This is a genomic window from Serratia sp. P2ACOL2 (assembly GCF_003691565.1).
In the GTDB taxonomy this organism is placed as follows: domain Bacteria; phylum Pseudomonadota; class Gammaproteobacteria; order Enterobacterales; family Enterobacteriaceae; genus Serratia; species Serratia liquefaciens.
Genome location: NZ_CP033162.1, coordinates 2,389,581 through 2,414,122, shown reverse-complemented (window position 1 = coordinate 2,414,122; position 24,542 = coordinate 2,389,581). Strand labels below are relative to the sequence as shown.

22 protein-coding genes are annotated in these 24,542 nt (G+C 56.5%); 12 read left to right on the top strand and 10 right to left on the bottom strand.

The window, feature by feature from the left end:
* Positions 1-93 precede the first annotated feature (93 nt).
* The 4 genes from fecA (at position 94) to ydfG (ending at position 5,581) form a co-directional block, all read left to right on the top strand.
* Entirely contained in the window at positions 94-2,424 is a 2,331-nt protein-coding gene (gene fecA / locus EBA31_RS11930; protein ID WP_122079224.1) for a TonB-dependent Fe(3+) dicitrate receptor FecA, read from the top strand.
* Between the two features lie 169 nt (positions 2,425-2,593).
* Entirely contained in the window at positions 2,594-4,036 is a 1,443-nt protein-coding gene (locus EBA31_RS11925) for an MFS transporter (protein ID WP_122079221.1), read from the top strand.
* Between the two features lie 97 nt (positions 4,037-4,133).
* Positions 4,134-4,655 carry a GNAT family N-acetyltransferase gene (locus tag EBA31_RS11920; protein WP_041414537.1) on the top strand — a complete coding sequence of 174 codons (522 nt, stop codon included), beginning with the start codon at positions 4,134-4,136 and terminating at the stop codon, positions 4,653-4,655.
* Positions 4,656-4,831: 176 nt separating this feature from the next.
* A complete protein-coding gene (gene ydfG, locus EBA31_RS11915; protein ID WP_115058896.1) occupies positions 4,832-5,581 on the top strand; it encodes a bifunctional NADP-dependent 3-hydroxy acid dehydrogenase/3-hydroxypropionate dehydrogenase YdfG in 750 nt (249 codons plus the stop codon).
* Between the two features lie 35 nt (positions 5,582-5,616).
* Here the strand turns inward: ydfG and EBA31_RS11910 are convergent, their stop codons facing one another.
* Complete coding sequence (locus tag EBA31_RS11910) at positions 5,617-5,943, bottom strand: YnfA family protein (RefSeq protein WP_020826763.1); 327 nt, start codon at positions 5,941-5,943, stop codon at positions 5,617-5,619.
* A 148-nt stretch (positions 5,944-6,091) separates the two neighbouring features.
* Between EBA31_RS11910 and EBA31_RS11905 the strand changes: the two genes are divergently transcribed.
* Together EBA31_RS11905 and EBA31_RS11900 are read left to right on the top strand one after the other, a co-directional pair.
* Positions 6,092-6,460: a DUF1283 family protein gene (locus EBA31_RS11905; RefSeq protein WP_020826762.1), complete on the top strand. Its 369-nt coding sequence runs from the start codon at positions 6,092-6,094 to the stop codon at positions 6,458-6,460.
* A gap of 88 nt (positions 6,461-6,548) precedes the next feature.
* Positions 6,549-6,848, top strand: a complete 300-nt coding sequence (locus tag EBA31_RS11900; protein ID WP_020826761.1) for a DUF1161 domain-containing protein — start codon at positions 6,549-6,551, stop codon at positions 6,846-6,848.
* Positions 6,849-6,881: 33 nt separating this feature from the next.
* Here EBA31_RS11900 and EBA31_RS11895 read toward each other — a convergent pair whose 3' ends face one another.
* Positions 6,882-8,369 carry an MDR family MFS transporter gene (locus EBA31_RS11895; protein WP_122079218.1) on the bottom strand — a complete coding sequence of 496 codons (1,488 nt, stop codon included), beginning with the start codon at positions 8,367-8,369 and terminating at the stop codon, positions 6,882-6,884.
* A gap of 274 nt (positions 8,370-8,643) precedes the next feature.
* Between EBA31_RS11895 and clcB the strand changes: the two genes are divergently transcribed.
* Positions 8,644-9,924 (top strand): voltage-gated ClC-type chloride channel ClcB, encoded by a 1,281-nt coding sequence (gene clcB, locus EBA31_RS11890; RefSeq protein WP_046373643.1) that lies wholly within the window; start codon positions 8,644-8,646, stop codon positions 9,922-9,924.
* Here clcB and bioD read toward each other — a convergent pair.
* The 3 genes from bioD to EBA31_RS11875 form a co-directional block, all read right to left on the bottom strand.
* Complete coding sequence (bioD, locus tag EBA31_RS11885) at positions 9,921-10,592, bottom strand: dethiobiotin synthase (protein ID WP_020826758.1); 672 nt, start codon at positions 10,590-10,592, stop codon at positions 9,921-9,923. The two genes, clcB and bioD, sit on opposite strands and share 4 nt — an antisense overlap.
* Positions 10,593-10,744: 152 nt before the next feature.
* The gene (locus EBA31_RS11880) at positions 10,745-11,962 is read right to left on the bottom strand and encodes an ROK family transcriptional regulator (protein WP_122079216.1); all 1,218 of its coding nucleotides are present in this window, start codon (positions 11,960-11,962) and stop codon (positions 10,745-10,747) included.
* A 159-nt stretch (positions 11,963-12,121) separates the two neighbouring features.
* A complete protein-coding gene (locus EBA31_RS11875; RefSeq protein WP_122079214.1) occupies positions 12,122-13,012 on the bottom strand; it encodes a LysR family transcriptional regulator in 891 nt (296 codons plus the stop codon).
* A gap of 129 nt (positions 13,013-13,141) precedes the next feature.
* On the opposite strand from EBA31_RS11875, the gene EBA31_RS11870 reads away from it, so the two are divergent.
* Complete coding sequence (locus tag EBA31_RS11870) at positions 13,142-14,407, top strand: MFS transporter (protein ID WP_170868547.1); 1,266 nt, start codon at positions 13,142-13,144, stop codon at positions 14,405-14,407.
* 148 nt (positions 14,408-14,555) lie between these two features.
* The gene (tus, locus tag EBA31_RS11865) at positions 14,556-15,494 is read left to right on the top strand and encodes a DNA replication terminus site-binding protein (RefSeq protein WP_122079212.1); all 939 of its coding nucleotides are present in this window, start codon (positions 14,556-14,558) and stop codon (positions 15,492-15,494) included.
* Here tus and EBA31_RS11860 read toward each other — a convergent pair.
* The 4 genes from EBA31_RS11860 to EBA31_RS11845 all read right to left on the bottom strand — a co-directional run bounded on the left by EBA31_RS11860 (position 15,484) and on the right by EBA31_RS11845 (position 18,681).
* The gene (locus EBA31_RS11860; RefSeq protein ID WP_048759109.1) at positions 15,484-15,852 is read right to left on the bottom strand and encodes a VOC family protein; all 369 of its coding nucleotides are present in this window, start codon (positions 15,850-15,852) and stop codon (positions 15,484-15,486) included. The genes tus and EBA31_RS11860 overlap by 11 nt on opposite strands.
* 89 nt (positions 15,853-15,941) lie before the next feature.
* Positions 15,942-16,631 (bottom strand): YafY family protein, encoded by a 690-nt coding sequence (locus tag EBA31_RS11855; protein WP_122079210.1) that lies wholly within the window; start codon positions 16,629-16,631, stop codon positions 15,942-15,944.
* A gap of 58 nt (positions 16,632-16,689) precedes the next feature.
* Entirely contained in the window at positions 16,690-18,087 is a 1,398-nt protein-coding gene (fumC, locus tag EBA31_RS11850; protein ID WP_122079208.1) for a class II fumarate hydratase, read from the bottom strand.
* 261 nt (positions 18,088-18,348) lie between these two features.
* On the bottom strand, positions 18,349-18,681 hold the full coding sequence (locus EBA31_RS11845) for a hypothetical protein (protein ID WP_122079206.1): 333 nt from the start codon (positions 18,679-18,681) through the stop codon (positions 18,349-18,351).
* 525 nt (positions 18,682-19,206) lie between these two features.
* Here EBA31_RS11845 and manA point away from each other — a divergent pair.
* On the top strand, positions 19,207-20,385 hold the full coding sequence (gene manA / locus EBA31_RS11840; protein WP_122079203.1) for a mannose-6-phosphate isomerase: 1,179 nt from the start codon (positions 19,207-19,209) through the stop codon (positions 20,383-20,385).
* 141 nt (positions 20,386-20,526) lie between these two features.
* The gene (locus EBA31_RS11835; protein ID WP_122079201.1) at positions 20,527-22,050 is read left to right on the top strand and encodes a YdgA family protein; all 1,524 of its coding nucleotides are present in this window, start codon (positions 20,527-20,529) and stop codon (positions 22,048-22,050) included.
* Between the two features lie 193 nt (positions 22,051-22,243).
* Here the strand turns inward: EBA31_RS11835 and EBA31_RS11830 are convergent, their stop codons facing one another.
* Positions 22,244-23,410 carry a serine hydrolase gene (locus tag EBA31_RS11830; RefSeq protein ID WP_122079198.1) on the bottom strand — a complete coding sequence of 389 codons (1,167 nt, stop codon included), beginning with the start codon at positions 23,408-23,410 and terminating at the stop codon, positions 22,244-22,246.
* 101 nt (positions 23,411-23,511) lie between these two features.
* Here EBA31_RS11830 and EBA31_RS11825 point away from each other — a divergent pair, with 101 nt between their 5' ends.
* Positions 23,512-24,441, top strand: coding sequence for a LysR family transcriptional regulator (locus tag EBA31_RS11825; RefSeq protein WP_122079195.1), 930 nt, complete (start codon positions 23,512-23,514; stop codon positions 24,439-24,441).
* Positions 24,442-24,542 lie beyond the last annotated feature (101 nt).

The window sequence follows — 24,542 nt, the reverse complement described above, 5'->3', positions numbered from 1 at the left end:
GATAAAAAATCGCATTCTTGATTGTCCCTTTTTCGTTTTCATCCGACTCCAGTTAAAACACTGCAGCAAAAAATAGAATAATCAGGAGAAGGTATGAACAATTTTTGGGGAAAACCGCTTCAACCACTGGCGGTCGCCGTGGGTCTGGCATTCGCTTCACCCTTGCTGGCAGCGCAGACAGCACCGGTTGCCGCCACCGCTTATCAGATCCCCGCAGGCGATCTGGATGGCGCGTTAAATGCCTTTGCCGCCCATGCCGGCATTGCGCTGTCCGTTGACGGAAGTTTGACCGCCGGCAAGCGTTCACCAGGGCTGAAAGGCAACTACGACGTTAATCAGGGGCTGAACGCACTGCTGGCGGGCAGCGGCTTACAGGCCAAGGCGTTGGGAGCTAATGGCTTTACGCTGGTCCAACAGCCGACGGTGCAGCAAGAACAAGACATCACCGTGGTCGGTGACTGGCTGGCTGAAGGCCGTCAGATTGACGTATTCGAACACGCCGGCGCGCGTGACGTAGTGCGCCGAGAAGAGTTTGCCAAAACCGGCGCCACCACCTTGCGAGAAGCGCTGAATCGCGTGCCGGGCGTGGTTGCTCCGGAAAATAACGGCACCGGCAGCCACGATATGGCACTCAATTTCGGCATTCGTGGTTTAAACCCACGCCTGGCCAGCCGTTCGACGGTGCTGATGGACGGCATTCCGGTGCCCTTTGCCCCTTATGGCCAGCCGCAGCTGTCGCTGGCGCCGGTATCCCTCGGCAATATGGATGCGGTAGACGTGGTCCGCGGCGGCGGTGCCGTACGTTACGGGCCGCAAAGCGTCGGTGGCGTAGTGAACTTTGTCACCAAGGCCATCCCGAAAACCTTCGGCATGGAAGCCGGCATGCAGGGCCAACTTAGCCCGACCTCCCGTCAGGATCACCCCAAAGGCACCGGCAACCTGATGATCGGTGGTACCGCCGACAACGGCTTTGGCAGCGCGTTGCTTTATTCCGGCACCCGCGGCAGCGACTGGCGCGAACACAGTTCGACCAAAATCGACGACGTGATGTTGAAAAGCCGCTATGCGCCAAACGAGGTGCACACCTTTAATAGCTTATTGCAATATTACGAAGGCCAGGCCGATATGCCGGGGGGATTAAGCCGGGCGGATTACAACGCCAATCCATTCCAGTCTACGCGTCCTTATGACAAATTCTGGGGCCGTCGCCAGTTGGCCAACTTCGGCTATCAATATCAGCCGGATCAGCAACACAAATTCGACGTGCAGAGTTTCTATACCTATACCCTGCGCAGCGGCTATCTCGATCAGGGCAAGAACCTGACGCTTTCGCCACGCGAATATTGGGTACGCGGCGTGGAGCCACGCTACAGCCAAAGCTTCCGCTGGGGCCAGTCGGCGCATGAAGTCGGCGTAGGTTATCGCTACGTCAGCGAATCGACCCATGAGCTACGCTACTACAGCAAGGCCAGCAGCGGCGTATTACCTTCAACCAGCAGCCCTTACGATCGCGATACGCAGTCCGGCACTGACGCCCACGCCTTTTACATTGATGACCGCATAGATATCGGCGATTGGACCATCACGCCGGGCATGCGCTATGAGCATATCTCTTCCTATCAGAATAATTACATCAAGAATAATCGCCTCGACGTCAGCTACAACGCCCCGCTGCCTGCGCTGAATGTCATGTATCATCTGAACGAATATTGGAACCTGTACGCCAATACCGAAGGCTCGTTCGGCACGGTGCAATACAGCCAGATGGGTAAAGCGGTCGACAGCGGCAATATCGAACCGGAAAAAGCGCGAACCTGGGAACTGGGCACCCGCTATGAAGGCGATGCGCTGCAAGGTGAGATTGGCCTGTTCCTGATCAACTTCAATAATCAGTACGATTCGAACCAGGTCACCGACAGCGTCACCGCACGTGGCAAAACTCGACACGCCGGGCTGGAGGGCAACCTGCGTTACGATTTGTCGCAGTTGACTCCCAAACTGGACGACGTGACGGTTTACGCCAGCTATGCCTATGTCAACGCCACCATCCGTGAGGAAGGCCCCTACAAAGGCAACCAGGTGCCGTTCTCACCGAAGCATAAAGGTACGCTGGGGCTGGATTACACGCCGGGCAGTTGGACGTTCAACCTCAACAGTGAATTCCAGTCCAGCCAGTTCGCCGACAATGCCAACACCGTGGCGGAAAGTGCCGACGGCAGTACCGGCCGCATTCCTGGCTATATGCTGTGGGGCCTGCGCGCCGCCTATGATTTTGGACCGGAAATGGCCGGACTGAATCTGGGCCTCGGGGTTAAAAACCTGTTTGACCATGAATATTTCACCCGCGCTTACGACGATAACAACAAGGGGCTATACATCGGTCAGCCACGAACCCTGTATTTGCAAGGTTCGGTGAAGTTTTGATTTCCCTGTGCGGGCGCAAGTGCTGCGCCCGCTAATTATCACCCGCTCAACCTCTTTTTAACCTCGGCGCAATGCGCTATCCTCAAAAACTCTTCCGGCGTTAACATTTTTGAAACGGGGTTTCTGCCATGTCCGCATCCTGTCTGCGCTTCGCCCGGCGTGCTTTGCCATGAGTTTCTTTTCACGCGCCAGTGCGCTGCCACTGCTGGTGGCGGGTGCCTTTTTTATGGAAAACCTCGACGGGACAGTGATCGTCACCGCCATGCCGCAGATGGCGGCGGCTTTCGGCGTGCGACCGGTGGACATGAACATCGGTATTTCGGCCTATATTCTGACGCTGACGGTATTTATTCCTGCCAGCGGCTGGATTGCCAACCGCTTTGGCGCGCGCAATATCTTCGCGGCGGCAGTGCTGATTTTTACCCTGGCATCGGTGCTCTGTGCCGCCAGCGTTAACCTGCCGACGTTTACTGCTGCCCGAATTCTGCAGGGTTTCGGCGGAGCGTTGATGGTGCCGGTCGGGCGCCTGGTGGTGCTGCGCAATACCGCCAAACCCGATTTGATCAAAGCCATCGCCACCATTACCTGGCCGGGTCTGGTGGCCCCGATCCTCGGCCCGCCGGTCGGGGGATTTATTACCACTTACGCCTCGTGGCACTGGATTTTTATTCTGAACGTGCCGCTGGGCATCGCCGCACTGTGGCTGGCCTGGCGACTGATCCCTCAGGAAGCGCCGCAGAAAGGCGTTCCCTTTGACGCCCTCGGCTTCGTGCTGACCGGCATTGCCTGCTTCGGCCTGATGTTCGGTTTGGATCTGATCAACCATCCGCAATTGTCCTGGCTGGTACCCGCGTTGTGCATTTTTGGCAGCCTGGCACTGGGTGCGCTGGCGGTTCGCCATGCCAAGCGTACGGCACATCCTTTAATCAACCTGTGGGCGATGCGGATAAAAAGTTACGCCGTCACGATTTGGGGCGGTACGCTGTTCCGTATCGCCATCGGCGCCGTGCCCTTCTTGCTGCCGCTATTGTTCCAGATTGGGTTTGGCCTTAACGCCTTCGATGCCGGGCTGTTGGTGCTGGCGGTGTTCGCTGGCAATCTGGTGATGAAGCCCTTTACCTCGGCGGTGCTGTACCGTTTTCGCTTCCGTACTACGCTGGTGGTGAACGGTTTGCTCAATGCCGCTACCATTTTCGCCTGCGCGTTGTTGACGCCGCAGACGCCGACCTGGCTGATTTTGGGGCTGCTGTTCGTCAGTGGACTGACGCGCTCCATGCAGTTCACTGCGCTCAACACGTTAGCGTTTTCCGAAGTGCCGCAGCCGCAAATGAACGGCGCCAATACGTTGTTTAATGTATCGCAGCAAATGGGCAGCGGGCTGGGTATTGCCATCGGCGCGTTGGCACTGCGCCTGGCGGAAATGCTGATGCCGCAGTCCACAGCGCGCATTCCATTGGTCGATTTCCAACTGGCGTTTGTGGTCATCGGCGTTATCGCGCTGCTGGCGGTGATTGACAGCTTTACCCTGGATCCGAACGCCGGCAGTGAGGTACGCCAGCGAAAACCGGCGGCCGAACCTTTGCCGCTCTCGCCTCAGCGATTGCAGAAATAAGTCGCATCTGTCGCCAATCAACGTAATATCGATGATCCGCCCCGTTTCACCGGTGCGGATTTTTTGCCGTTTTGGCCTGAAAAGCGAGGTAATAATAATGATCCACAGTGACCTTTCTCAGTGCCGTGTGAACACCGACCGGTTGTTGATTGCCCCTTTTACCGCAGCAGATGCCGACGATGTTTACCAGGCGATTACCCCTACACTGACGCGCTTTATGAATTTTGAGCCTGAAGAGTCGCCGGAGGCCTTCGCCAACGTTTGGCAAACCTGGCTGCCGCTGATCCGCGAAGGTGAGGAGCTGATTTTCGTCGCTCGCCTGCGCGACAGCAAAGAGTTTGTCGGCATGGGCGGCCTGCATGACTTGCACAACACCACCCCGGAGCTGGGTATCTGGGTAAAAGAGAGCCTGCACGGTAACGGCTACGGCCGCGAAATCGTTCATGCCATGGCGGTGTGGGCCAGCGAGCGCTACCGGCCGCGTCACTTTATCTATCCGGTGGCAGAACAAAACACCCCCAGCCGACGCATCGCCGAATCTCTGGGCGGCGTAGTGGCAGGCCGACGCGAAAATACCAAATATGACTGCGTGGTGTACCACGTACCGCCTCAGCTGTAGCAACATTGCAGAACGGGCACTTTCAGCCCGGCTTGCATAACCCTCTGACCAAAAAACCGCCCGTCTGGCAGCAGCGATGGCGGTTTTTTTATGTCGACGCCGATAACCACTGCCACTTAAACCGGGATTATGCTAATGCTATTAGCATGTTGTTAAAACAGTTGAGGAACAGTAGCATGATCATTTTTGTCACGGGCGCCACCTCAGGGTTTGGTGAGTCCATCACACGACGTTTTATCCGCGAAGGCCATCAGGTGATCGCCTCCGGCCGCCGTATTGAACGTCTGGAAGAGTTGAAAGACGAATTGGGCGAGGCGCTGCATATCGTCCGTCTGGACGTACGTAATCGCGCGGCAATTCAGCAGGTGATTGATGAACTGCCTGCGGCACTGCGCCAGATTGACGTGCTGGTGAACAACGCCGGTCTGGCGTTAGGTTTGGAGCCTGCGCACAAGGCCAACGCCGATGATTGGGAAACCATGATCGACACCAATGCCAAAGGCCTGGTGAACATGACCCGCGCCCTGCTGCCGGCAATGGTTGAACGCAACGTCGGCCATGTGATCAATATCGGCTCCGTTGCTGCCAACTGGCCCTATGCCGGCGGTAACGTCTACGGCGCGACCAAGGCCTTCGTCAAGCAATTCAGCCTCGGCCTGCGCGCCGACCTGCACGGCACCCGCATCCGCGTAACCGACATTGAGCCAGGCCTGGTGGGCGGCACGGAATTCTCTAACGTGCGCTTCAAAGGCGATGACGGCAAGGTGGATAAGGTCTACGACGGCGCCAATGCGTTGACGCCGGAAGATATTGCCGAGTCGGTGTTCTGGGTGGCGACTCTGCCGCCCCACGTTAACATCAACTCGCTGGAGATCATGCCGGTCAGCCAATCCTTTGCCGGATTGAATATCCACCGCGAAGCGTGATTTTATGCGGCAGGGCCAGCCCCTGCCGCCGCTTGTCAGGCCGCTCGCCAGCCCGAAACAATAATCAGCATCCCCGCCAACGCCACCCCGGCGCCCAGCCAGTCCAACGCCGACAGTTTCACCCCATCAACCACCCGCAGCCACAACAGTGCCGTCGCAACGTAGACTCCACCATACGCCGCATATACGCGCCCGCTGGCTGCAGGATGCAGCGTCAATAACCAAACAAACAGCATCAGGCTGGCCGCCGCCGGCAGCAGCAGCCAGGCGCTGGCGCCCTTTTTCAACCACAGATAAGGTAAGAAACAGCCGACGATCTCAGCCAGCGCAGTGGCGAAAAATAACAGGGTGGTCTTTAACATGGGGAAAGCTTTCTCTCTGTAAAGTAAACGATGCGGCGCTTAATTGGTGCACTCCAAGAGCAGGATGGTATATTTATCAGCACGCCCGAGGGCGCGTTAAAGCCAGTGCTGCCGCTATCAGGCAACACTAACTCATAAGGATGAAACGATGAAAACACTTTCTACTCAACGACTGCTGCGCGGGATGCTGCCGGTCGCCATGCTGATGCTGATGGGCGCCTGGCAGGCACCGGCACTGGCCGCCAGTTGCACCCAGGGCAGCACCTGCGTGACCGTCGACGGCAGTAACAGCGGCGCCATGAGTACCGAAGCGGCTCGTCAGAGCAAAGAACAGTTCAACGACACCAAATCTCTGCGCCATAAGGTCAACACCCGCGTGGAGAAAGAGTTCGACAAGGTAGACAAGGCGATTGATAACGAAGACCGCTGCAACGACAGCCTGAACGTTAATGCATATTGGGAACCCAATACTCGCAAGTGTCTGGATCGTCAGACCGGTCGTCAGATTAATCCTTAATCTTGCGGTAGCACGCGGCGGCCGTTACTCTCCGCCGCCGTTGCTGCTATTCTGACTAAGGAAGCCCATTCTCAAAAAGGACGAATTGATGAAAAAAGCGCTTATCTTGGGTGCAGTGCTGATGGCCGCAGCCCCCCTGGCCGCCCTGGCCTCGTGCGAGAGCGTGAAGGCGGACATTTCGCAGAAAATTATCAACAACGGCGTGCCGGAATCCGGCTTCAAGCTGGATATCGTGCCTAACGATCAGGCCCAACAGGCCGGCGGGCTGGTGGTTGGCCACTGCGAGAACGACACCCAAAAGATTGTATATACTCGCCTGAGCAACGGCGACGACAGCGGTGATGCGGCCCAGACCGGCACCAGTCAAGATACCAAAACCGCACAGTAATTCTGATCCAGGGCGCTATCGGCGCCCTTTCCTTTAGGCTTGTTCCGCCTCTTCTCCCTCACCCTGCGGCCGATGCCGGGCGGGGATCAACATCGCAGCCGCCAATGCCAACAGTGAAATGATGGCGGAGACCAAAAATACCCAATGCAGTGAGGCGGCAACCTGCTGCGTCATCTCTGCCAGCATTTCCGACCCCATTGCGCCACGCGTAGCCGGCTCCATCAACTGTTGGACCGGATCGGTCGTTTGCGGCAGACGCACCTGAAGGTTAATGTTCAGCGTGGCCCCCAAGATCGCGGTACCGATCGCCGAGCCCATCATACGGGTAAACACCGTGCAAGCAGTGGCGATGCCACGGATGCTGTGGTGCGCGGCGTTCTGCACCGAAACCAAAAACGTGGTGTTGCACAGCCCCATACCGGCGCCGATCATAAAGGCGGCCACTCTGCCCCACAGCAAACCGCCGCTCGGTTGCATCAGCAATAAGATCAGCCCGCCGGCCACCAGCAACAGCGCGCCCAGCAGCGCCGTCGTACGGTAGGACGTCATCAGCATCAGCCGTCCGCTGAAGGTGCTGGCCAGCGGCCAGCCAATCGACATCAGCGCCAGCGTAGTACCGGCTTCCAGCGGTGTCCCGCCCATCACGCCCTGAATAAAGGTCGGCAGGAAAGCGCTGATCCCCATCATCGCCGCACCAATCACCAGACCGCCAATATTGCCGGCCACAATCACCCGGCTTTGCCACAGTGCCAGTGGGAACAATGGCTCCGGCGCACGGCGCTCCTGTCGAACCAACAACATCAGCGCAACGGCCGCCACCCCTAACAGCGGCAGCACCCACCACCCGAGGTTTTCGGCCTGCAGCAGCGATAACAACAGCGCCGAAACAAACAGCGTCAGCCAAGCCGTGCCCGCCAGATCCAACGCATGCTTACGTAGCTGTTGGTGAGAAGGCAAATAGCGGCCAAGGAAAAACATCGCCAACAGGCCAATGGGTAAATTAACCCAGAACACCAACGCCCAAGGCAGATGCTGGACGATAAACGCGCCCAGCAGCGGGCCAACGATCGCCGAAACACCCCAGACGCTGGACAGATAACCCATTACCTTCGGCCGTTCGGTGGCGCTGTAAACATCCCCGATGATGGTGGTGGCTATCGGCATAATCGCCCCGGCCCCCAGGCCCTGCAGCAGCCGAAAACCGATCAGCCAGTACATATTGGGTGAGAAACCGCACAGTACCGAGCCCAGCAAAAACAGCGTGGCGCCAAAGAAAAATACCCGCTTGCGCCCGAGGAAATCCGCCAGCCGGCCATAAATCGGAATGGTAATGGCCTGCGCCAATAAATACACTGCAAACACCCAGCCCAGCAGAGAAAACCCGCCCAGATCGCCGATAATTGTGGGCATCGCCGTGGCGACAATCGTCGCCTCAATGGCTGACATAAACATCGCCAACATGCAGGCAATCAGGATCAACGGACGATGAGGGAGTGGCGCTGGGGCTTCGTTATTTGTCATAGCGTGAATACAAACCTTGGATTCTCATTTTCATCCCATTATATCAGCCCGACGAGTCGCTGCCGTTACCGCTGTCTGGTTAGCTGTTTTCGCTGGCGAAAAACGCACCATTTGAACTTCAAGTGACATCGTCACAAAAATCAGGGTGAATCCCTGCCACCCCGCTAAACCATGAGCCCTCCGCCAATTCTGCAAAGATTCACTGGCCTTCGGCTGACACGGCAAGCACAATACTCCGCTGTACCTTTCATTTTTCTCCTGATTTTACTGACGCATGAAACGATGGGTCCACCTGCACCACTATCGCGCCCTGCTGCGCCGCCTGTTTATTGCCATCTTTCTTGGTATCGCCGCCGCGTTGGTGGTTTGGCTGTTTCACCGTGCGATGCTGGGCCTGGAATGGCTGTTGCTCGACCATGAGAGCGGCAGCCTTGTCGCTGCCGCCTCCGCGTTACCGGCCTGGCGAAGAGCGCTGACCCCGGCGTTAGGCGGCCTGGCGGCGGGCACGCTGCTGTGGGTTTACCAGCGCTATCAACATCAACGACAGATAGCGCCAACCGATTATATGGAAGCGATCGAAACCGGCGACGGGCGGCTGGACGTCAGTGCCAGTCTGGTGAAATGCCTGGCTTCGCTGCTGGTGGTCTCCAGCGGCAGCGCCATCGGTCGCGAAGGTGCGATGATCCTGCTGGCCGCGCTGGTGGGTTCCGTGTTTGCTCAACGCTTCACCCACGAGAAAGAATGGAAACTGTGGGTCGCCTGCGCCGCGGCTGCCGGGATGGCCAGCGCTTACCACGCCCCGTTGGCAGGCAGCCTGTTTATTGCGGAAATCCTGTTTGGCACGCTGATGCTGGCCTCGCTGGGCCCGGTGGTGATTGCCGCCGTTTGCGCACTGCTGATGACCAACTTGCTTAACGGTGGCCAGGCGCCGCTGTACCTGGTTGAGCCTCTGCCCGCCCCCTGGCCGGTGCAATATCTGCTGATGGCGCTACTGGGCGTATTGGCCGGCATTTGCGGCCCGCTATTTTTATGGGCGATGCAGGCCACCGGCCATGCTTTCCGTTCGCTGCGCCTGAAGCCCCCTTTGCAATTGGCGCTCGGCGGGTTGATCGTGGGGTTGCTTTCGCTGCTGTTTCCTGAGGTGTGGGGCAATGGCTACAGCGTGGTGCAGTCACTGCTCAGTGCGCCGCCCGGCGTATTGCTGGTTGGCGCCATTCTGATTTGTAAACTGTTGGCGGTGCTCGCCAGTAGCGGTTCCGGAGCGCCCGGCGGCGTATTCACGCCAACGCTGTTTGTCGGGGCCGCCCTGGGTTCGGTGGTTGGGCAACTGTGCGCCACCTGGCCGGAACTGGGCAGCGCGGTGCCGCTGCTGATGGCGCTGACCGGTATGGCCACGCTGCTGGCCGCAACCACCCACGCGCCGATCATGGCTGCGTTGATGGTGTTCGAAATGACCGGTGAATACACCCTGCTGCCGGGCATTTTGCTGGCCTGCGTGATCGCCACTACCGTTTCACGGGGTTTGCGCTCGGTGTCGGTCTATCACAACGCCTAGCGGTTCAGCAGCGGTGAGATATCCAGGTAATGCGCCAATTCACGCTGCTCAGCCCGCGGCAGATAAGGAATTTCACCCAGCAACGGCGCAGGAATGCGCTGCTGCAACGCGTCGATGGTTTCGGCATAGTGCGCCAGCCCCGGGTTAATGCGGTTAGCCACCCAGCCCAGCAAAGGTAAGCCGTCATTAATGATCGACTGAGCCGTTAACAACGCATGGCTGACACAGCCCAATTTAATCCCCACCACTAAAACTACCGGCAGTTGCTCCTGCACCACCCATTCGGCATAAGGCCGCATGTCGTTCATCAGTACGCGCCAGCCACCACTGCCCTCGACCACCACGGTATCGGCCTTGGCGGATAGATGCTGCAGTCCGCTGCTCATCACACCATAGTTGATATCGTCGGTAGGTTGCGCGTGAAACACTTCTTCCAGACAGGTGATGGGATTAATTTCCTGATATGACAGCGGCAGAGTTGAAGAGGCCTGCAGAACCAAAGCGTCTTTATTGCGAAGGCCTTCACTGGTTTCCTGACAGCGTGCGGCAACCGGCTTGTAGCCGGCCACTGAGCGGCCCTGTGCGGCAAAGGCCTGCAACAAAGCGCGAGAAACCACGGTTTTACCGACATCGGTATCCGTTCCTGTTACAAATAAACGCGTTAACATGACTTAATTGCCCCGAGATACACCGTTAACCAAAATATCGCCGGGTTTACGGCGAAAGAGTAGAACGGGGAAAAGTCTAGAGGATGCCGACAGGCACGAGCTTGAGGTAGCGCAACATTTTGGCGTTAAACGATAAGTATTACTGATTGGTGTTAGCCTTGCAGCAACTGAACCAATAGTGAACCGTTGTATAACGCTTCTTTCACCAAAGCCGCACCAGGCATGGTGCCTTTGTTGAAGAACTGGGTGGACTCCACCTTAATATGCTCGCTGTAAGCCGGCAGAGATTGCTGACGAATGCAGGAGGCAATGGCCGGGTGCAGAATTTCCGCCGCGCGGTTTAGCGGGGAGCCGACCAGGATTTTTTCCGGATTGAACAGGTTGACCATGATAGCCAGGATACGGCCTACGCTGTGGCCCACGCCAAGGATGATATCTTTGGCCAGTTGGTCGCCTGCCAGCGCTGCATCACACAGCGATTCGACCGTCAGCGGCATGCCGTGCAGGCTGGAACTCATCGAGGTCCCGAGCCGCGTGCGGGCGATTTCCAACATATTCTCGATACTGGCTACGGTTTCCAGGCAGCCGTGGTTGCCGCAGTAACAGCGTTTGCCGTAAGGGTCGACCTGGGTATGACCAATCTCTACCACACTGCGGCTACCGGCATGCAGCACCCGACCACCGGTGATGACGCCGGCGCCGACGTTATGATCGATCACCACCTGAATGACGTTTTGACTGCCGCGTGAAGCGCCGTATAAGGCTTCGGCCATGGTCCAGGCGCTGATGTCGTGCTGCAGATACACCGGCAGACCGGTGCGCGTTTCCAACGCCGGCCCCAAGGGCATATCTTCCACGTCGTAAAACGGCATGCGATGCACCACGCCGGAAATCGCATCCACCATCCCCGGTAAGGTAATGGCAATGGCCGTCAACCGCTCCAGTTTGCTTTGATTGCGGATAAAGAACTGATCGACTTCGGTCAGAATGCGTTTCAGCAGCGGATCGGGGTGTTCGGCGGCCAGGGGGAGGATTTCCTCAACTACCAGCTTGCTGCTGATATCACGCAGCGCCAGCGTGATGGTGCCACGGCTGATGCGGGCGGAAAGGTAATGCCAGGCTTCGGTGTCCAACACCAGACCCACCGCCGGGCGGCCGCGGCTGCCCACTTCCTGATATTCGGTTTCTTTAACCAGATGGGCTTCCAACAGCTCCCGCACGATTTTGGTGATGCTGGCGGGCGCCAGCTGTGCTCGCTTTGACAGTTCGATGCGCGAAATTGGGCCCAGTTGATCGATTAACCGATAAACTGCCCCTGCATTTGTTTGCTTGATTTGATCAATATGCCCAGGCTGCCCAACAGCAATCACAAACCTGCTCCTACTATTTTTCGCGCTTCTAAATAAAGACTATCGGCTATGGTGGGGCTTTTGGAATACAGCGTCAACTATTTGATTCGTTATGTGATTTGCTGCACAAATTCACCCTGCTTTCGCTACGGATTGTGTTTTATTTACCCAGTTGGTCCGTCAGGCCAACAGTAACGCCATCAAGGATTTTGCTGCCGCCGTCAACGGCCGTTGACGATGGTGCACCAGCCACACTTCAGTCATCGCCTCCGGCTCCGCCAGCGGCAAATATTGTACTCCATCGATTTTAACCCGGGCGAAAGACGCCGGAAGTATAGAGATACCCAGGCCAGAAGACACCAGGCCAATGATGGTCATCGCCTCGCCAACTTCCTGAGTGATATAGGGCGTGATCCCCGCCTTGGCCAGCAGCGACAAAATTTCGTCATGCAACGCGGTTCCCACCTCACGCGAGAAAAACACAAAGGGTTCTTCCGCCAGATGCTGGAAACGCAAGGTACCGGAAGCCACCTGGGTTAGCGGATGCCCTTCAGGCACCACTGCCACCAGGGGCTCGCACAGTAAAAGTTGATGTTTCAACACGTCCGGTAAGCGAGTGTTACGCATCACGCCCAGATCGAGCTCGCCATTGAGCAAGGGTTCGATCTGCTGCTTGGTGTTCACTTCTCGCATCTTGATGTGCACCTGCGGGTGTTGCTGACGGAAAGCCCGCAGACTGCGCGACACTACGCTGATAAAGGGTGCCGAAGAGGTGAAACCAATGGTCAGTTCGCCAAGTTCGCCGCGTTCCAATCGCGCTGCCTTTTCCGCCGCACGACTGACCTGATCGAGCACCTGATAGGCTTCTTTCAGGAACATCTCCCCCGCCTGAGTCAGGCTGACATTGCGGTTATTCCGCGCCAAAAGGCGAGCGCCAACCATTTCCTCCAGAGCCTGGATTTGTTGGCTGAGCGGCGGTTGTGAAATACGCAGCCGTTCCGCTGCACGGCCAAAATGCAACTCTTCCGCCACGGCGATAAAATAACGCAGATGCCTCAACTCAATATTCATACTTTAAACGTCTTAATTTTAATTATTAATATATTAGACAAAAAACTGCCCTCTCCCTATCATTTTGTTAACTCATCAAGTGCTGTGTAAGGAAAGACTGTGACAACCCCTGTGCGTTCTGCGGCCGGTATGCCGTCGACGCTGGCCGCTAACGACGACGCGGCTGCTGCGCCAAAAACCCAACGTTCCACTCTTAACAAACTTCCCTACATCGAGCGCGGTACGCCGCAGTTTATGCGCGTGACCCTGGCGCTGTTTTCCGCCGGACTGGCTACCTTCGCCTTGCTGTATTGCGTGCAACCGATTCTGCCGGTTTTGTCGCAAGACTTTGGCATATCCCCGGCGGAAAGCAGCCTGTCGCTGTCGGTGTCTACCGGATTGCTGGCCCTGGGCCTGATGTTTACCGGCCCGCTGTCTGACGCCATCGGCCGTAAACCGGTGATGGTTGTGGCGCTGCTGCTGGCGGCAATTTGTACCCTGATTTGCGCCTTTATGACCAGTTGGCAAGGCATTCTGCTAATGCGTGCGCTGATCGGGCTTTCCCTGAGCGGAGTCGCCGCCGTTGGCATGACCTATTTGAGCGAAGAGATCCACCCCAGTTTTGTCGCTTTTTCCATGGGGCTGTATATCAGCGGGAATTCCATCGGCGGCATGAGCGGCCGATTGGTGACCGGGGTGCTGACCGACTTCTTCTCCTGGCGCGTGTCACTGGCGGTGATCGGGCTATTCGCTCTGGCCGCCGCCTGCATGTTCTGGCGTATTTTGCCCGCTTCAAAACATTTTCGCGCCAGTTCGTTGCGCCCACGTACCCTGCTGATCAACTTCCGTCTGCACTGGCACGATAAAGGCCTGCCGCTGCTGTTTGCCGAAGGCTTTCTGCTGATGGGCAGCTTTGTCACCATGTTCAACTATATTGGCTACCGCCTGCTGGCTGATCCTTACCACCTGAGCCAGGCGATTGTCGGCCTGTTGTCGGTGGTCTATCTGACCGGTTCATACAGTTCGCCGAAGGCCGGTGCCATGACGTCCCGCTTCGGCCGCGGGCCAGTGTTATTGGCTTCGACCCTGATTATGCTGATCGGGATACTGATTACTGCCCTGGCCCCGGTCGCGGTGATTTTTATCGGCATGATGCTGTTCACCGCCGGTTTCTTTGCCGCCCATTCGGTTGCCAGCAGTTGGATCGGACGTCGCGCCCGCCGCGCCAAAGGACAAGCATCCTCGCTATATTTATTCTGCTATTACGTTGGTTCCAGCGTCGCCGGGACCCTCGGCGGTGTTTTCTGGCACAGCTTCGGTTGGAATGGCGTCGTAGCATTTATCAGCGTCATGTTGCTACTCGCCCTGCTGGTCGTGCATTACCTGAAAAAACTGCCGGAAGCGGCACGAGTTTAACCCTCCCCCCTGTACCCACGGGTGCAGGGGGCCTTACCCCCTCTGGTTAGCCTGGACCACTCGGTGTCTCATTCCTCACTTTAGCCGATGCTGCCCTTCCGTTTGTCGTCCCCATAATGTATGTTGTAACTAAAATGAGAGGTACCAGATGGATAAATACGATTTAATTGGCAGGATGAATGGTTGTTTTAACCAACTGGAACAGGCGCTGACAGCCCTCCACCAGCAGGTATTACCGTTACGTTTGTTAGCCGGCAGGGTGTTCAGCCTACCGGAAATCGAGAAAGGCAAAGAGCATGCGACGGTAGAACAGATTGCCGTCGAGCAGCATGTCGGCCAGGCCGCTCGCGACCTGGCGCTGGAGCATTATCAGCGGTTATTTATCCATCACAATAAACACAACGTCAGCAGCAAGGCGGCGGTACGCCTGCCCGGCGTTATTTGCCTGGCGGTAGAGCAGCCGGAATACCTGCAGATCCAGACGCAAATTGGCCTGATAAACCGGCTGAAAGCCGAGCTGGAACAGATTATTACCGTCGATTCCGGCCTGGCGCCGGAGCAACGCTTTGACTTCGTTCATACTCATCTGCACGGCCTGATTACTCTTAGCGCCTACCGTAGTTTGACCGTTGTGACGGATCCGGACTCGGTTCGTTTCGGTTGGGCCAACAAGCATATTATCAAGAACGTAAAGCGCGACGATATTCTGGCGCAACTGGAAAAGAGCCTGAAAGCCGGCCGAGCGGTACCGCCACATAACCGTGAACAGTGGGCAGAACTGGTCAGCCGTGAAATCGATGATGTCAGTCGCCTGCCCCAGCAGGCGGCGCTAAAAATCAAGCGGCCAGTGAAAGTACAACCCATTGCCCGGGTATGGTATCAGCCGCAGCAAAAACAGGTGCAGCACCCCTGCCCGCTGCCGCTGATTGCGCTATGCCAGGTGGAACATGGCGCCCAGGTGCCGAAGATTGGCGAGTTGCTCAATTACGACGCGGCGACGGTCAAACATAAATATAAGCCGGACGCCAAGCCGTTGAGGTTGCTGATCAAACGGCTCCACCTGTATACCGACGCTCCTACTCGCTGAGGCTGTAAACCCGCAGACGGTGGCCGTCAGGATCGGTGGCGACGAAGCTATGACCGAAGTCCAGCGTCACCGGCGGCTGAATGATATTCAGCCCCCGATCGCGCCACTGCTGATAAAGCGCATCCACCTGCTGCGGCAATTCGCACAGAAAACCGAGTTCTCCGCCGCCACCGGTCACCGTCGCGCCAGGTTGCACGGTATGCTTCGACCACATCGCCAATTTGAGGCCGTTACTCAACACAAACAGCGCAAAAGTGGGCGAAAGCTCCACCGGCTCCTGCCCCAGTAAATGACGGTAGAAGATGGCGCTTTTTTCTGGGTTATCGACATAGAGAAGGGTCATATTTGGGGTTGTCATCGCATTAACCTTTGGGTGAGGGAACCGGCTGGCTCCCGAGACCTTAAGACTAAGCGCCCCTACTGACAGTTTTTGGCAGCAGTGTGGGATTACTGCGTAGGGATGCCCTGCGATTGATGCCACTCTTTCATCAGCAGGCGGCGTCCTCGTGGATAGCGTTGCGCCAGCGGCGTAGCCAGCCGGATACGATCGAGACGAAAATGGCGGAATGACTGACGCAGTTCGCACCAGGCCACCAGCATCCTCGCCTGCTCAAAGTAACCGAGGGCAAAAGGCCAGAGGATACGCTCGCTTTCATTGCCGTTGTTATCGCAGTAATGCACCTCGAGCTTGCGTTCCTGGCGAATGACTTCGCGGATCAACACCAGGGTTTCGTCCGCCACCTTGATCAAATCCAAGGGGCCAATCAACAACGTGCTGGCCTCTAGCTCGTCGCGTAATGCTGCAGGCAGCACGTCGGCAATTTTTACCAGGGCATTATTGGCCGCTTCGGCTAACTGACTGTCACCCCGGCGGCCTACCCAGCGCATGCCCAACACCAGCGCTTCAATTTCCTGCTGTGAGAACATCATTGGCGGCAGCATAAACCCCGGCCGCAGTACATATCCCACGCCCGCCTCCCCAACAATCTCGGCTCCCTGCTGCTGCAAGGTGGCAATATCGCGATACAGCGTGCGCATGCTGATATTCATTTCCTGCGCCAATACGTGGCCGGCAACCGGGTAGCGATGCCGTCGCAGTATTTGCATCAGCTCGAGTAGACGCTCGGTGCGTGACATGCATTTTCTCCATAAAAAAGGCTTACCTCAGTAAGCCTTTTACAAGCCGAGCAATCAATTACTTCTTCATACTGCCAACCATGTCTTCCGGACGTACCCACAGGTCGAACTGCTCTTCGGTCAGGTAGCCCAGCTTCAGCGCGGAAGCTTTCAGCGTCAGGCCTTCCTTATGCGCTTTCTTGGCAATTTCGGCCGCCTTGTCATAGCCGATATGCGTGTTCAGCGCGGTAACCAGCATCAGCGACTCATTCAGCAACTGGCTGATGCGATCGCGATTAGGTTCAATGCCCACAGCACAATGCTCATTAAAGCCCTGCATGCCGTCAGCCAGCAGGCGGATCGACTGCAGATAGTTGTGGATCACCATAGGCCGGAACACGTTTAGCTCAAAGTTACCGGAGGCACCACCAATATTGACCGCCACATCATTACCCAGCACCTGAGCACACAGCATGGTCATCGCTTCACACTGGGTCGGGTTGACCTTGCCCGGCATAATGGAACTGCCCGGCTCGTTTTCGGGGATCGCGATCTCGCCAATGCCGCAACGTGGGCCAGAAGATAGCCAGCGCACGTCATTGGCAATTTTCATCAGCGAAGCCGCCAGCCCTTTCAACGCGCCGTGGCCGTGCACCAGTGCATCGCAGGTAGCCAGCGCTTCAAATTTGTTAGGGGCGGTGACAAACGGCTGCCGGGTCAGATCAGCCAGGGCCTTGGCTACGCGAACCGCGTATTCCGGATGAGTATTCAAGCCGGTGCCCACAGCGGTGCCGCCCAGCGCCAGTTCGCAAATATGTGGAATGCTGGCTTCAATATGCTGCAGGTTGTGCGCCAACATCGCCGCCCAGCCGGAAATCTCCTGCCCCAGGGTCAGCGGCGTGGCATCCTGTAAATGGGTGCGGCCAATTTTGACGATATCGCGATAGGCTTCCGCTTTGTCGCTCAGCGTTTTATGCAGCACTTTCAGTTCGGGAATCAGGTGTTCACGCACGGCGATCACCGCCGCCACGTGCATCGCCGTCGGAAACACGTCGTTGGAGCTTTGGCTCTTGTTAACGTCGTCGTTCGGATGGACTCGGCGCTCTTCCCCACGCACGCCACCCAACAGCTCGCTGGCGCGATTGGCCAGCACTTCATTCATATTCATGTTGGTCTGGGTGCCGGAGCCGGTTTGCCAGATAGACAGCGGGAACTCGTTCGTATGCTTGTCCGCCAGCACTTCATCGGCGGCGCTGATAATGGCGTTGGCCCGCTCCGCAGGCAGCAGCCCCAGGTCCATGTTGACGCTGGCAGCGGCGCGTTTGGTCAATGCCAGCGCATGAATCAACGCGGTCGGCATCTTTTCGGAAGAAATGCGGAAGTGCTCCAGGGAACGCTGCGTTTGTGCGCCCCATAGCCGGTCGGCCGGCACTTCGATGGGTCCCATAGAGTCTTTTTCAATACGAACGGCTGCCATCACTATCTCCTTAGTACAATTCCTAAAAATGTACGATTACGCCAGCGCGCGCGAGGCCGCCGGCACACCCATCCAGTATAGTGACATAATAACTATTCGCATTAAGAGAGTTGCCTCACAGCATTTTTCCTCCATTGTCATGGTTATTGTGCGGGTTTTATTTTCTGGCAACACGTCCTTGCCGTTTTCATCGGCCAATTGAATATCGACAATAGAAAAAGCGCCGTCTGGCGCTCTCTTTATTAATTTCTGACGAAGGAATTAATGGTGATGTTGATTATAAGCATTAATTCTTTGGTCCTGCAGATGGTTGATTTCATCGTAGGCATCCTGGCGTTCATTATGGCGGTAAACGCCCACCCCCACAGCACCGGCCGCGGCGGCAACCGGGTGGGCGACCGGTGCTGTAGTTACTACGGGCGCCGTTGTCACCACCACCGGAGCCGGCGCAACAACCACCGGGCGCGGTACGACTACCACCGGGCGAGGTGCGACGACAACCGGGCGGACACCGTAGCCGTAAGCATGGGTCACCACCACGGCCGCATTGGCACCGGAAGTACACATCAGCAGAACCAGCAAAATTTTTTTCATTAGCGCCTCGGCGTTAGGAATAATCGGAGAATCATTTTATTGGCCTGCACTGTATAGCGGTGCTACAGGTTAATTTAAGCCATTTGTGTGGTTGGCAATTTAAACGGAGTCATTATGGTGATAGAGATATTCAGCAGGTAATAATTTGCGTCAAAAAACACAGCTTGAAATATAACGAACAAATAAAGCCAAAAATAACATTTATTTTTGCGCTCACGCCGTCTGAAATTTTGTTATTGCCACCGTCAACTTGCCCACAAACGAAAATGGCGTTTTTTAAGCCGTTCAGGCCAATGTTCAGTGATATCTGGAGGGTGACAGAGGTCGTTATCTCGTTATACTTTACCCACCCTGAGCTGCGGCCCGGCGCGAATACCTTATACCGCCGACCACTGCGCCACTTGTTTGATCGCGCACCATTTTGTCACCCTCTTTCGGGTGTAGGATAAGACGCACAAAATTTGTTTGTTTTACAGTCAGCCAATTACCGTCACCTGGCGGCGAATGCAAAGGACGTTTATCAAAATGCAAAAAATGACCAACGCAGTGCAAAACTATGCATGGGGCAGCCACGACGCGTTAACCCAGCTGTATGGCATTGCCAACCCACAAGGACTGCCGATGGCGGAACTGTGGATGGGGGCTCACCCGAAGAGCAGCTCTCGCGTAGCCGGTACCGACGGTAATTTGCGCTCGCTGCGCGATGTTATTGATGAAGATCAGCCTAAGCAGCTGGGTGCCGAAGTCGCACGTCGTTTCGGCGAGCTGCCGTTCTTGTTCAAAGTGCTGTGCGCCGATCAGCCGTTGTCGATTCAGGTGCATCCAAGCAAATCCGCCGCCGTAGCGGGCTTCGCCAAAGAGAACGCGGCCGGCATTCCGTTGGATGCTGCTGAGCGTAATTACAAGGATCCCAATCATAAGCCGGAACTTGTATTTGCCCTGACGCCTTTCCTGGCGATGAATGGCTTCCGCGAACTGTCCGACATTGTTTCCCTGCTGCAGCCGATCGCCGGTGCACACCACGATATCGCCGCCTTCCTGCAGCAACCGGATGTCAGCCATCTGTCCGCTCTGTTTGCCAGCCTGCTGGCGATGAGCGGCGAGCAGAAATCGCTGGCGCTGGGGGTGTTGAAAGCCGCGCTGAATAACCAACAGGGGGAAACCTGGGACACGGTGCGCTTCATTGCCGGTTTCTATCCGGATGACAGCGGTCTGTTCTCGCCGCTGCTGCTGAACGTGGTGCAGTTGCAACCTGGCGAAGCGATGTTCCTGTATGCCGAAACGCCACACGCTTACCTGAAAGGGGTGGCGCTGGAAGTGATGGCCAACTCGGACAACGTGCTGCGCGCCGGTCTGACGCCAAAATTCATCGATATCCCAGAACTGCTGGCCAACCTGCAGTTCCGCCCGCAACCAGCCTCAGGGCTGCTGACCCAGCCGCAAAAGCGCGGTGACGAACTGTTCTTCCCGATCCCGGTAGAGGACTTCGCCTTCTCGCTGCACGATCTTTCCGCCGCTCCACAAGCATTGGCGCAAGATAGCGCGGCAATTGTTTTCTGCGTTGAGGGTGAAGCAGTACTGAGTAAACATGATCAGCAACTGGTGCTTAAGCCCGGTGAATCCTGCTTTATCGGCGCTTTCGAATCGCCGGTCAGCGTTAGCGGTACCGGTCGAATCGCGCGTGTTTATAATCTGTTGGCGTAAACACTCGGTAAATTTCCGCAAATTAGTTGCTGAAAGAGGAGCTTACCTTCACAATTAAACGCCTGCGGGCGTTTTTTTGTTGGCCCAAATTTGCCCATCCATCTGCGAGAGACAGATGGCTCAATAAGGATGAACAGAACTATGAAAAAATCGTTAGTCGCTGTTAGCGTCATTGTGGTTCTTGGCGCGGCATGGACCGGGGCTTCCTGGTACACCGGCAAACTGATCGAACAACGGATGGGTGAAGTGGTTGAGAACGCCAACAGCCAGCTGAAAGCCTACCTGCCGAAAGCCGGCGTTAAACTGGGTTATGAGAATTACCAACGCGGTATTTTCAGCAGTAAAATTCGCTATGTGCTGCGTGCCGACGGCAGCGTCACTACCGACGACGCTCCGCTGAAGCCGGGTGACGAAGTGGCGTTCCAGGAAACCATCGACCATGGTCCGTTCCCGTTTGCCCAGTTGAAGAAATTCAACCTGCTGCCAAGCATGGCATCGGTGCACACCGAGCTCGAAAACACCGCAGCGACCAAAGGCCTGTTTGATATCACCAAGGGCAAGTCTCTGTTTACCGCGGAATCGCGTATTTCCTACAGTGGCGACACCTCCTCCGCCATTGACGTGATCCCGCTGGATTACCAAAAGGACAAGTCGGCGCTGAAGTTTAGCGGTGCGACCATCAACGCCGATGTGTCACGCGACATGAAAGCCATCACCCTGGACGCCAACAGCGACAGCGCGGTGATCAGCGGCCCGAACCAGTTTGGTCAGACCGAGCAGGTTCAGTTGCTGGGTGTATCACTGAAGAGCCAGACCCATGCCGGGCAGTTCGATCTCAGCCTGGGTAATCAGAACCTGGTGTTGAAACAGATTAAGGTTGCCGTTGACGGTAAAGACACCCTGTTGTTGGACGGCTTTAAGCTGGCGAGCCAATTTGGCGAAAAAGACAGCAACCTGAACGGTCAAATTGATTACACCATCGATTCGCTGAAGGTGCAGAACAGCGACTTCGGCTCCGGCAAGCTGTTGCTGAAAATCGACAAACTGGATGCCAAATCACTGAAAGAGTTCGCCGACCGGTACAACCAGCAGGCGATGGCCATGCTGCAACAGGCGCAAACTATGGATCCGGTGGCTTACCAACAGCAGACCACCGACATCCTGCTGCAGAACCTGCCGCTGTTGTTGAAGGGCAATCCGTCCATCAGCATCGCGCCACTGAGCTGGAAAAACAGCAAGGGTGAAAGCACCTTTACGCTGAATCTGGATCTGACCGATCCAGCGCAGGCCGGCTCCCCGGCAGAATCTCCGGACCAGTTGATTGCTCGCTCGGTGAAAAAGATCGACGCCAACCTGAGTATTCCGGTGGCGATGGCGACGGAAACCACTTCGCAAACGGCCTTACTGCAAGGCTACAGTGCCGAAGAGTCGCAAAAACTGGCGGAACAACAGGTGCAAGGGTTAGCAGCCATGGGCCAGATGTTCAAACTGACCACCCTGAAAGAGGGTGTGATCGGCAGTAGCTTCCACTACGCTGATAACCAGGTTGATCTGAACGGCAACAAAATGTCGCTGCAGGAATTCATCGGCATGTTTGGCCTGTTGGGCGCCCCGGCCGAAGACAGCGCACCGGCACAGGACGCGGTACCCGCCCCTGCACAGTAAAAGCTAATTCACGCTCAAGAGGCCCGACGTTCGGGCCTCTTTTTTATCCCCCGCCCGCTCTTTCCTGCTTTGCCTTTTTTCCTGCCAGGCGTTAATCGTCATCATGGTCAGGCCATATCGTTTTATACACGCTCAGCGCTGGTCGATCGCGCCAAAGCCGCAACCTTCCTTCATAGGCTTAAGCAGGTGATGCTTAGCGAGTGGGTGCGTTTGTCCCGTAGACGGCATCGCGGATTTGTTGCGGGTAAAGTCCGCTCATGCCTTCAAAGGCCGTATTGGTCAAGGCTACCACGCTGATCGCCGCTTGCGGATCGTAAAACCAACTGTGGCCATAGACACCGCCCCACTGCAAAGTGCCGTTATGCTGAGGCGTTGCCGCCAACTGCGCGTCCTCCAGTACTGCACCGCCGAAACCAAACCCCCAGCCGGGCCCCTGAGTCTCGGCGTGCGACCCGACATGCGCTTGACGCATCAGCGCCGCAGTGGTCGGCTGTAAAATGCCTTCCTTGCCAGTGCGCAAGGTTTCCACCAACTGCAACACATCGTCTGCATCGCCGACCATGCCAGCGCCGCCAGAAGGATAGGCCTGAGCGTCCAGCGCACGCGAGGGTGCCATTTCAATCTCGAAGCCGAACCCTTCCGGCAGGGTCAGCAACATGCCATCTCGTATAGGTTGCGGCTGCGCGGCAGTGTCGTGATACGCCGTTGCCAGATTATCGGCATCGGCGGTGTAAAAACCGGTATTACGCAACCCCAAAGGTTGGGCAACCCAGTGGTTGAACACCTGCGGCAAGGGCTCGCCCGCCACCTGTTCCAGCACCGCCCCCAGCACATCGATTGCCAGTGAATAGCGAAACTCGCTGCCCGGCTCGGCCAACAGATCGGCCTGCGCCAACAGGCGCAGATTCTGCTCCAGCGTTAACGACGACAGTTCCATACCGTCTTTAATGCCGAGTCGATGATACGGTCCTTCCGCAGGCTGACTCAGACCATAATCCAGCCCGGCAGTATGGCTCAGCAAATGACGGATTTTAATTGGCGGGCGAACCCCATCGGCCAGCGCCGGAGTAAACCACGGCAACCAACGGCTGACGGTATCATCCAGCCCCAGCTTTTGCTGTTCGACCATGCGCATGGCCGCCAGCGTAATGTAAGGCTTGGACACCGACGACAGCCGAAATTGGGTCTCACGCCTCATAGGCTTCTTCTGTTCACGATCGGCATAGCCGCTGGCATTGGCGTAAACCACGCGACCGTGCCGAGCGACCAGCACCACGCTGCCAACGATACGCCCTTCCTCAATCGCCCGTTGGCTAACGCCCTGCACTCTTTTTGCTAATGACTGATCCGCTATCGACATGTTTTGTTGCTCTCTGAGGATGATGAAATCAGTCTAAAGCGATTATTATAAAATTAAATGCCGCATTTCTTAACGGATCATTAAGCAGGAATTACTGATAGATGAGCTCACTGTTGCAGCTGCTGCCGTTTTTCGAAGCCGTCGCCCGATTGGGCAGTTTTACTCAGGCAGCCAATCAATTGGGCGTCACGCCTCCGGCTGTCTCGCAAAACATTCAGGCGTTGGAAACCCGCCTGGGCGTACGGTTGTTCAACCGCACCAGCCGCTCCGTGCGGCTAGGCGACGAAGGCCGCTTGTTTTATCAACGGGTAGCTCCGGCTATGGGTCAGATTGACGTGGCGGCCGAAGATCTGCGAACTTTGCGCGGCCGCCCTTCCGGGCTGTTACGCATCACTCTGCCACAGCTGGCGGCTTCGCTGCTGGTTATCCCGCATTTGGCCGAGTTTCAGGCACGTTACCCCGAGATCCAGCTTGAGCTGTTTACCGACGACCATTTCTCCGATCTGGTGCTGGACAGTTTTGATGCCGGTATCCGCATGCACGCCATGCTGCAAAAAGACATGATTGCGGTCCCCATCGACAACGGTCAGAAACGGGTGGTGATCGCCGCCCCCGGCTATTTGGCGCAGCACGGCACGCCGCAAACACCGCAAGCGCTGAACGATCACGACTGTCTGCGCTACCGTTTTCCCGGCAGCGGTAAATTCGAACCCTGGTACTTCAAGCAGGATGGCGCGCAGCTGACGCTGGAGGTCGGCGGCAGCCTGATATTTAATGAAGACAGACTGATTAAAGATGCCGCGCTGGCGGGATTGGGCATCACCCAGCGGTTTAGCGGCACGGTACACCGTGAACTGAGCAGTGGGCAACTGGTGGAAGTTCTGGCCGATTACGGCAGCGATGCTCCCGGGTTTTTCCTCTATTTTCCCGCCAGTCGACATATGCCGCTCAAGCTGCGCGTGTTTATTGATTTTATGCGCGAAAAACGAGCGCAACAGTCTCCTTTCGAAAACAGCCTTAGCGCGCCCTGAGTCTTTTTTGGCTGCACCGTGACCGGAAATATCGTAATTAACTGATAAATATAAATATATTTCATTAGGCCATTCGATAAATAACCGAGGGGAAATTATTT

Bases quoted from the DNA above. Each gene is read 5' to 3' on its own strand.
- EBA31_RS11910 (WP_020826763.1), bottom strand. From the start codon at position 5,943: ATGTTAAAGACCACCCTGTTATTTTTCGCCACTGCGCTGGCTGAGATC.
- ydfG (WP_115058896.1), top strand. From the start codon at position 4,832: ATGATCATTTTTGTCACGGGCGCCACCTCAGGGTTTGGTGAGTCCATC.
- EBA31_RS11900 (WP_020826761.1), top strand. From the start codon at position 6,549: ATGAAAAAAGCGCTTATCTTGGGTGCAGTGCTGATGGCCGCAGCCCCC.
- EBA31_RS11905 (WP_020826762.1), top strand. From the start codon at position 6,092: ATGAAAACACTTTCTACTCAACGACTGCTGCGCGGGATGCTGCCGGTC.
- EBA31_RS11830 (WP_122079198.1), bottom strand. From the start codon at position 23,410: ATGTCGATAGCGGATCAGTCATTAGCAAAAAGAGTGCAGGGCGTTAGC.
- EBA31_RS11920 (WP_041414537.1), top strand. From the start codon at position 4,134: ATGATCCACAGTGACCTTTCTCAGTGCCGTGTGAACACCGACCGGTTG.
- tus (WP_122079212.1), top strand. From the start codon at position 14,556: ATGGATAAATACGATTTAATTGGCAGGATGAATGGTTGTTTTAACCAA.
- EBA31_RS11835 (WP_122079201.1), top strand. From the start codon at position 20,527: ATGAAAAAATCGTTAGTCGCTGTTAGCGTCATTGTGGTTCTTGGCGCG.
- bioD (WP_020826758.1), bottom strand. From the start codon at position 10,592: ATGTTAACGCGTTTATTTGTAACAGGAACGGATACCGATGTCGGTAAA.
- EBA31_RS11825 (WP_122079195.1), top strand. From the start codon at position 23,512: ATGAGCTCACTGTTGCAGCTGCTGCCGTTTTTCGAAGCCGTCGCCCGA.
- fumC (WP_122079208.1), bottom strand. From the start codon at position 18,087: ATGGCAGCCGTTCGTATTGAAAAAGACTCTATGGGACCCATCGAAGTG.
- clcB (WP_046373643.1), top strand. From the start codon at position 8,644: ATGAAACGATGGGTCCACCTGCACCACTATCGCGCCCTGCTGCGCCGC.
- EBA31_RS11845 (WP_122079206.1), bottom strand. From the start codon at position 18,681: ATGAAAAAAATTTTGCTGGTTCTGCTGATGTGTACTTCCGGTGCCAAT.
- EBA31_RS11875 (WP_122079214.1), bottom strand. From the start codon at position 13,012: ATGAATATTGAGTTGAGGCATCTGCGTTATTTTATCGCCGTGGCGGAA.
- EBA31_RS11925 (WP_122079221.1), top strand. From the start codon at position 2,594: ATGAGTTTCTTTTCACGCGCCAGTGCGCTGCCACTGCTGGTGGCGGGT.
- EBA31_RS11855 (WP_122079210.1), bottom strand. From the start codon at position 16,631: ATGTCACGCACCGAGCGTCTACTCGAGCTGATGCAAATACTGCGACGG.
- fecA (WP_122079224.1), top strand. From the start codon at position 94: ATGAACAATTTTTGGGGAAAACCGCTTCAACCACTGGCGGTCGCCGTG.
- manA (WP_122079203.1), top strand. From the start codon at position 19,207: ATGCAAAAAATGACCAACGCAGTGCAAAACTATGCATGGGGCAGCCAC.
- EBA31_RS11860 (WP_048759109.1), bottom strand. From the start codon at position 15,852: ATGACAACCCCAAATATGACCCTTCTCTATGTCGATAACCCAGAAAAA.
- EBA31_RS11895 (WP_122079218.1), bottom strand. From the start codon at position 8,369: ATGACAAATAACGAAGCCCCAGCGCCACTCCCTCATCGTCCGTTGATC.
- EBA31_RS11870 (WP_170868547.1), top strand. From the start codon at position 13,142: ATGCCGTCGACGCTGGCCGCTAACGACGACGCGGCTGCTGCGCCAAAA.